We start from the raw sequence: 7,363 nt of genomic DNA on the forward strand, positions 1-7,363 counted from the left end.
AGGTAGCATGCACTGGTGCTTCGCACTGCATGCGAATTAAAACTCTAGCAAGTTTAAAATTTGGTGTTGTGGTATGTTCGCTTGTAAATTTTAAAATTTCTTGTTCCATCGTGCATAAATTTGATTAAATAAAAGATAAATTTAGCCCAATTCATGTGTTACTTTTCTACTCAACTATTTAAATAATTTTATAATTTCTTTTTTTAAGATTTACTTGTACAATTCCTATAGATATGTAAAAAATTTGGTTTAAGTTATCGTCTTACTTCTTTTATAATGGGCTATTTATATAAATTTTCTTAAACTAATATGTAATTTTATATCTTAAGTTTATTGAAATTTTTATCTACGTAAATCAGGAGTAAATAAGCTTTTCAAAGCTAATATCTATCTAACCTTGTTTTAAATCTTTGAAGGAGAAAAAATGAATCGACGAGATTTCATCAAAAGTGCTGCAGCTAGTGCTGCTTGTGCTAGTGCTGGCATCGCTGTGCCAAGCTCGCTAAGTGCGGCAAGCGAAGCTGAAAAAGGCTGGCGTTGGGATAAGGCTGCCTGTAGATTTTGTGGAACCGGATGTGGCATCATGGTTGCTACAAAAGAGGGCAAGATAGTAGCTGTAAAAGGCGATCCAGAAGCACCAGTAAATCGCGGTCTAAACTGTATCAAAGGCTACTTTAACGCTAAGATCATGTATGGCGAAGATAGGATCACTCATCCACTTTTACGCGTAAATGAAAAGGGCGAATTTGACAAAAAAGGCAAATTCAAGCAAGTAAGCTGGAAGCAAGCATTTGACGTGATGGAAGCTCAGTTTAGAAAGACTTATGATGAGCTAGGACCTCACGGCGTTGGCGTGCTTGGCTCTGGTCAATACACTATCCCAGAGGGCTACACAGCTGTTAAGCTTATGAAAGGTGGCTTTAGAAGCAACAGCATCGATCCAAATGCAAGACACTGTATGGCAAGTGCGGTTCTTGGTTTTATGCAAGTTTTTGGTATCGATGAGCCATCAGGCTGCTTTGATGACATCGAGCTAACAGATACTATCGTAGCTTGGGGCGCAAATATGGCTGAGATGCACCCGATCCTTTGGGCGCGCGTAAGCGATAGAAAGCTTAGTGATCCTGATAGAGTAAAGGTCGTAAATTTAAGCACTTACTCAACTAGAACGTCAAATTTAGCCGATATAGAGATCATTTTTGCTCCGTCATCTGACCTTGCTATCTGGAACTACATCGCTCGTGAGATAGTCTATAACCACCCTGAGATGATAGATGAAGAATTTGTTAAAAAACACTGCGTCTTCACAGCTGGCCCAGTTGATATCGGATATGGTCTTCGTCCAGACATCCACCACAAAAAATATGCTCCAAGCGAGCTAGACACAGCTGCGACTGAGAAGTCAAAGGTGCTAAGCGAGGCTGAGGGCGTTACGCTTTCTTACCTTGGCCTAAAAGCTGGCGATACGCTGGAAAATAAAAATGCTGCAAAAGCTGGCGATCACTGGCAAATAACATTTGAAGAGTTTAAAAAAGCTCTTGCGCCTTACACACTTGACTTTACAGCTAAGGTAGCAAAAGGCGATCCAAACGAAGATATCAATGAATTTAAGAAAAAATTAAAAGCGCTTGCTGATCTTTACATCGAGAAAAATCGCAAAGTCGTTAGCTTCTGGACTATGGGCTTTAACCAACACCAACGCGGCACATGGGTAAATGAGCAAGCTTATATGGTGCATTTCTTGCTTGGCAAGCAAGCACTTCCAGGCTCAGGTGCCTTTTCTCTAACTGGCCAACCAAGTGCGTGCGGAACAGCAAGAGAGGTTGGAACATTCGTTCACCGCTTGCCAGCTGACATGGTTGTTGGCAATCCAAAACATAGAGAGATCACTGAAAAACTTTGGAAACTACCTGCTGGCACATTAAACGGCACTCCAGGCTCACACTATGTAAAAATGATGCGTGATCTTGAAGATGGCAAGGTCAAATTTATCTGGGTTCAAGTAAATAACCCATGGCAAAACACTGCAAATGCAAACCACTGGATCAAAGCAGCTCGCGAAATGGACAACTTCATCGTCGTAAGTGACCCTTATCCAGGAATTTCTGCAAAAGTAGCTGACCTTATCCTCCCAACTGCGATGATCTATGAAAAATGGGGTGCATACGGCAACGCTGAGAGAAGGACACAGCACTGGAGGCAGCAAGTACTCCCTGTTGGCGAAGCGATGCCTGATATCTGGCAGATGCTTGAGTTTAGTAAGCGCTTTAAACTAAAAGATGTTTGGGGCGAGAAAAAGCTAAATGACAAAGTGACACTTCCAAGCGTGCTTGAGGCTGCAAAAGCTATGGGATATAGCGAAGAAGATACGCTATTTGACGTGCTTTTTGCAAATGAAGATGCTAAGAAATTTAGCGCAAACGATCCGATCATGGAAAACTATGACAACACAGAAGTCTTTGGCGACAGCAGAAAAGTGATCGGCTCAGATGGTAAAGAATTTAAAGGATATGGATTTTTCATCCACAAATATCTTTGGGAAGAGTATAGAAAATTTGGCGTTGGCCACGGCCACGACCTGGCTGACTTTGACACTTACCACAGAGTAAGAGGTCTTAGATGGCCAGTTGTCGATGGTAAAGAGACTCAGTGGAGATTTAACACTAAATTTGACCCATACGCTAAAAAAGCCGCTCCAAATGATAAATTTGCATTCTACGGCAACAAAAACGCAGCCCTTCCAACAGGCGATCTAAAAGGCGTGAAAAATCAAGAGAAAACTCCTCTTGCAAACAAAGCAAAAATTTTCTTCCGCCCTTACATGGATCCATGCGAGATGCCAAGCAAAGATTATCCATTCTGGCTATGTACTGGCCGTGTTCTAGAGCACTGGCATACAGGCACGATGACTATGCGTGTTCCTGAGCTTTATAGAGCCGTCCCAGAGGCGCTTTGCTACATGCATGAAGATGACGCTAAAAAGCTTGGCGTGCTTCAAAACGAGATCGTTTGGGTCGAGTCACGCCGTGGCAAAGTAAAAGCAAGAGTAGATCTAAAAGGTAGAAATAAGCCACCAGTAGGACTTGTCTATGTGCCTTTCTTTGATGAAAACGTATTTATAAATAAAGTCTGCCTTGACGCTACTTGCCCTATCTCAAAAGAGACTGACTATAAAAAGTGCGCGGTTAAAATTTACAAGGCGTAAAAGTGGCTGATATGGAATTTTCAAGTAGGCGTGAAGCTTTGAAATTTGGAGCTAAGGCAGCGATTTTGGCACTTGGTGGAGGCTTTATATGGTCACTTAGTGCCAAAGCCTCACCGCTTGTACTTCTTAGACCGCCTGGTGCGAAAGCGGAGAAGCAGTTTTTAAAAAGCTGTATTAGGTGTGGGCTTTGCGTAGAGGCCTGTCCATTTGATACGCTAAAACTTGCTACTCTTGAAGATGGTATAAGCGTCGGTACGCCTTATTTTGAGCCTAGAAAAATTCCTTGTCATATGTGCGAGCATATCCCTTGCGTGCCAGCCTGTCCGACTGGGGCACTGGATGCAAATTTAGTTAGCACAGCTGGCAAACTCGATATCAACAAAGCCAAAATGGGCGTTGCAGTGGTCGATATGAAAAACTGCGTGGCATACTGGGGCATACAGTGCGACGCTTGTTATAGATCTTGTCCGCTCATAGATAAGGCCCTATATCTCGAGTATCGCCGCAACGAAAGGACGCAAAAGCATGCGTTTTTACTCCCAGTAGTTGATAGCGATATCTGCACGGGTTGTGGCGCGTGCGAGCGAGCCTGTATCACCGAAAAAGCAGCCATTACCGTGCTAAACCGCGAGGTTGTGCTTGGCAAAGTTGGCGATAACTACGTCAAAGGCTGGATAAAAGAAGATGAAAGGCGCGTGGATGATGCCAACAGCAAGATAAAGCTCGACATCAAAAAGGCGACTGACTATCTAAATGGCGGTGAGCTATGAAATTTTTAATCTTAAGACGAATAACTCAAATTTCCATCCTAGTGCTATTTATCCTAGGAAATGTTTATGGAGTTAAGATACTTAGCGGAAATTTAAGCTCATCTTTGCTTTTTGGACAAATTCCACTAAGCGATCCATTTGCGGTGCTTCAAATTTTACTAGCAAGCTTTAGCGTAGGCATAAATGCGGCAATCGGCGCGATCATCGTCTTTGCATTTTATGCGCTCATCGCTTCTAGAGCATTTTGCTCGTGGGTTTGCCCTGTAAATTTACTAACCGACATTGCTTACAAGCTAAGAGAGAAATTTGGCTTTAAGGGTGAGAAAATTTTAAACGTAAGTAAAAATTTACGCTACTACTTGCTAGCGCTTGCTCTTATCCTAAGCCTAGCTCTTTCACTGCCAGCTTTTGAGAGCATTAGCTTTGTTGGCATCATCCAGCGCGGCATCATCTACGGCTCAGTTAGCGCCATTGGCATCGCCCTTGGCATAGTGGCCTTTGATATGTTCGTGCTAAAGCGTGGAATTTGCTCACACGTCTGCCCGCTTGGTGCATTTTACGCGGTGATATCGAAATTTGCACTCATTAGAGTAAAACACGACGCAGATGCCTGCACAAGGTGCATGAAATGCAAGCTCGTCTGCCCAGAGGTGCAAGTGCTAGATATGATCGGCAAAGAGAGCCGAGCGGTTAGCTCAAGCGAGTGCATAAGCTGCGGTAGATGCATCGACGTTTGCGGCGATGGGGCGCTAAATTTTAGTATTAGAAATTTAAGGAGAGAAAAATGAAAATGAAAATAATGGCGCTTGGAGCACTATGCGCTGCCTTTTTAGCGGCATGTGCATTGAACAATCCAAGCATTAGCGATTCGCAAATCGGCCTTAGAAATGTCGATTTGTTAGATGATAAAGACGTTGTTTTAAAAGACATCAACTATACAAAAGAGCCAGCGGGTATGGCAAAGAGATTTGACAGATCTTTTGAAAATGCACCTCCATTTATCCCACACGACACTGAGGGCTTGGTGCCTATCACAAAAGATTCAAATATGTGCGTAACCTGCCACATGCCTGAGTTTGCAAAAGATAGCGGAGCAACTCCGATCCCAGCTTCTCACCTTTATGACATCAGAAACAAAAAAGATCTTGCAGGCAAGCTTGATGATGAGAGATATAACTGCACAACTTGCCACGTCGAGCAACAAAATGGCGTAACTCAGCTTGTTGGCAATAAATTTAAGCCTGACTTTAGAGATAAAAACGGCTCACATAAGTCAAATTTACTAGACGTTTTAAATGACGGCGTTAAGTAATGCAAAGCAGGCGAGAGCTTTTTAGCAAAATTTTGGGGGCAAAACCTGCTCCCAAATTTATAAATCCACCATTTTTTAGCGGTGAATTTGACTGCGCTGGCTGTGAGGCTGGCTGCGTCAGTGCCTGTGAAAAAGAGCTTCTTAGCTTTGAAAATGAAAGAGTTGTTTTTAAAGTTAAAAAGCTAGGCTGCGACTTTTGCGAAGAGTGTGCGAAGGCTTGTCAAAGTAGCGGCCGAGAAACACTAAATTTAAACTCACCAAAGAGCATAAACGCTAAAGTTAGCATAAATGTAGCAAGCTGTCTGGCGTGGAATGACACGATTTGCTACAACTGCCTTGATGCTTGTAAATTTAAAGCGGTTGAGTTTCTTGGTGTTTTTCGCCCTATAATCAATCAAAATTGCGTAAGCTGTGGCGAGTGCTTTGATGTTTGTTTTAAAAATTCACTTCAAATGGAGGCTTTATGAGAGCTTTGTTTTTTCTTTTTACTCTGCTAAATTTTATCTTTGCAGCCCAAATTTCTGCTCCGTATAAAGAGATAGAAGCCAGCGCAAACGTGCTTAGCACGACACTTATTTCAGGCAAACTTTTCATAGCGACTGACGGCGGCACGGTCGAAATTTACGATCCAAAGCAGAGTAAATTTGAAGAGATCATCAAAATGGATGATATAAAAACATATGTGAGCGACCATGAGAGGCCAAAAATTTTAAATGTCGATGAATTAAATGGCAAGATACTCATCCTAAGCGAGGGCGACTACGCTACAAAGGTACTTTATATAAGAGAAGATGGGCAGATGAAAAGCATAAATTTAACAAATCAAGCGATAAAAAAAGCTCTATTTTTAGATGATGAGCATATAGCACTTGCATCAATTAGCAATGAAATTTACTTTTTAAACCTAAAAAGTGGCGAAATTTATGATAGTTTTAAAATATCAATCGCAATGCTCTCAGACATGGAGATAAGCGAGGACAGAGGCACGCTAGCGATCGCTTGCGAGAGTGGTAAGGTCTATTTTTACAATGTTCGCACTAAAAAGATGGATAGAATTTTAGATATCCACACCGATAATATCTACGACATCGCCTATAAAAATGGCGTCATGATAAGTGGAGGCACCGACAGGATCGTTGGCATCTTCTCTGCTGGAGCGCTAAAAAAGATAAACACTGGCTTTTTGGTTTATGGCGTGGGGCTTAGTAGTGACGGCAAGATCGCTGCATATATGAGCGATGAGATGAGCGATGTAAATTTAGTTGATAGCGTTACTTTAGATAAGATCGCGATGCTAAAAACTGGGCAAAGCACGATAAATAGCATAGTTTTCATAAGCGACAACGAGGTCGTAACCTCTGCTTATGAGAAGAAAATTTTATTTTGGAGAGTTAGATGAATATTTCAAGTCTGATAGTCTATACGGATAATAAAAATGAGAGCGTAAAAGGCGAGATAGGCAAGCTAAAAGAGTGCGAGATCATCACTGACGCAGAAGATAGGATCGTGGTGGTCGTTAGCTCAGAGAGCATAGAAGATGAGATCAGAGTTTTTAAGATGATAGAGGGCATTAGCGGCGTGGTGAGCGTTGCGATGGTTTATAGCTATCAAGAGGACGCTCAGGAAAATAGAGAAAGGCTTGAAGCAAACGGCAAGATAAGTGAAATCTTAACAAGCGATGACGTAAAAGCCGAAGATATCGCATATGGCGGTAGCGTGCACTATAAGGTGAGGTAAATTTAACTCCGTTTTGGTTTGAAATTTAATCAATATTGATATGTTTTGCAATTTTTTAAATTTTACTCGGTCGCTCTGGCAGCTTATTAAATTTAAGCCCTTGTCTCCCTTTTTGACAAATTTATATCTAAAAGCAAATTTTAAACTTTCATTCACTCGCAAGAATTGACTACTAAAATTTGGCTTCGCCTATAGCTTAGCTCAAATTTTAGAGCCGAAATTACTCGTTCATAAAATTTTAAAATTTAAGGTAGGTTTTTTAGAATAAACTGCATGCAGTGCACCAGCACCATTGCATGCCACTTCTAACGTTATCGGGGTTAGGGGATTGTTAAGGGG

At 41.8% G+C, this 7,363-nt stretch carries 7 protein-coding genes; all 7 read left to right on the forward strand.

Annotated elements, in window-relative coordinates; translation table 11 throughout:
- The first annotated feature begins 424 nt into the window (after window positions 1-424).
- Genes napA through CYP77_RS02455 form a run of 7 tightly spaced genes read left to right on the forward strand, consistent with a single transcriptional unit; the run spans window position 425 to window position 7,024 of the window.
- Window positions 425-3,205 carry a nitrate reductase catalytic subunit NapA gene (gene napA, locus CYP77_RS02425; protein WP_103567141.1) on the forward strand — a complete coding sequence of 927 codons (2,781 nt, stop codon included), beginning with the start codon at window positions 425-427 and terminating at the stop codon, window positions 3,203-3,205.
- 11 nt (window positions 3,206-3,216) lie between these two features.
- Window positions 3,217-3,975 (forward strand): ferredoxin-type protein NapG, encoded by a 759-nt coding sequence (gene napG / locus CYP77_RS02430; protein ID WP_410002957.1) that lies wholly within the window; start codon window positions 3,217-3,219, stop codon window positions 3,973-3,975.
- The gene (gene napH, locus CYP77_RS02435) at window positions 3,972-4,763 is read left to right on the forward strand and encodes a quinol dehydrogenase ferredoxin subunit NapH (protein WP_103567143.1); all 792 of its coding nucleotides are present in this window, start codon (window positions 3,972-3,974) and stop codon (window positions 4,761-4,763) included. The genes napG and napH overlap by 4 nt, the downstream gene beginning before the upstream one ends.
- Window positions 4,760-5,287, forward strand: coding sequence for a nitrate reductase cytochrome c-type subunit (locus CYP77_RS02440; protein ID WP_012001478.1), 528 nt, complete (start codon window positions 4,760-4,762; stop codon window positions 5,285-5,287). The genes napH and CYP77_RS02440 overlap by 4 nt, the downstream gene beginning before the upstream one ends.
- Complete coding sequence (locus CYP77_RS02445) at window positions 5,287-5,754, forward strand: 4Fe-4S ferredoxin (protein WP_103567144.1); 468 nt, start codon at window positions 5,287-5,289, stop codon at window positions 5,752-5,754. The genes CYP77_RS02440 and CYP77_RS02445 overlap by 1 nt, the downstream gene beginning before the upstream one ends.
- The gene (locus CYP77_RS02450) at window positions 5,751-6,686 is read left to right on the forward strand and encodes a WD40 repeat domain-containing protein (RefSeq protein ID WP_103567145.1); all 936 of its coding nucleotides are present in this window, start codon (window positions 5,751-5,753) and stop codon (window positions 6,684-6,686) included. The genes CYP77_RS02445 and CYP77_RS02450 overlap by 4 nt, the downstream gene beginning before the upstream one ends.
- Entirely contained in the window at window positions 6,683-7,024 is a 342-nt protein-coding gene (locus tag CYP77_RS02455) for a chaperone NapD (RefSeq protein WP_103567146.1), read from the forward strand. Before CYP77_RS02450 ends, CYP77_RS02455 begins: the two co-directional genes overlap by 4 nt.
- The last annotated feature ends 339 nt before the right edge of the window (window positions 7,025-7,363 follow it).

Origin of the sequence: Campylobacter concisus (assembly GCF_002913865.1) — a bacterium.
GTDB lineage: Bacteria > Campylobacterota > Campylobacteria > Campylobacterales > Campylobacteraceae > Campylobacter_A > Campylobacter_A concisus_AM.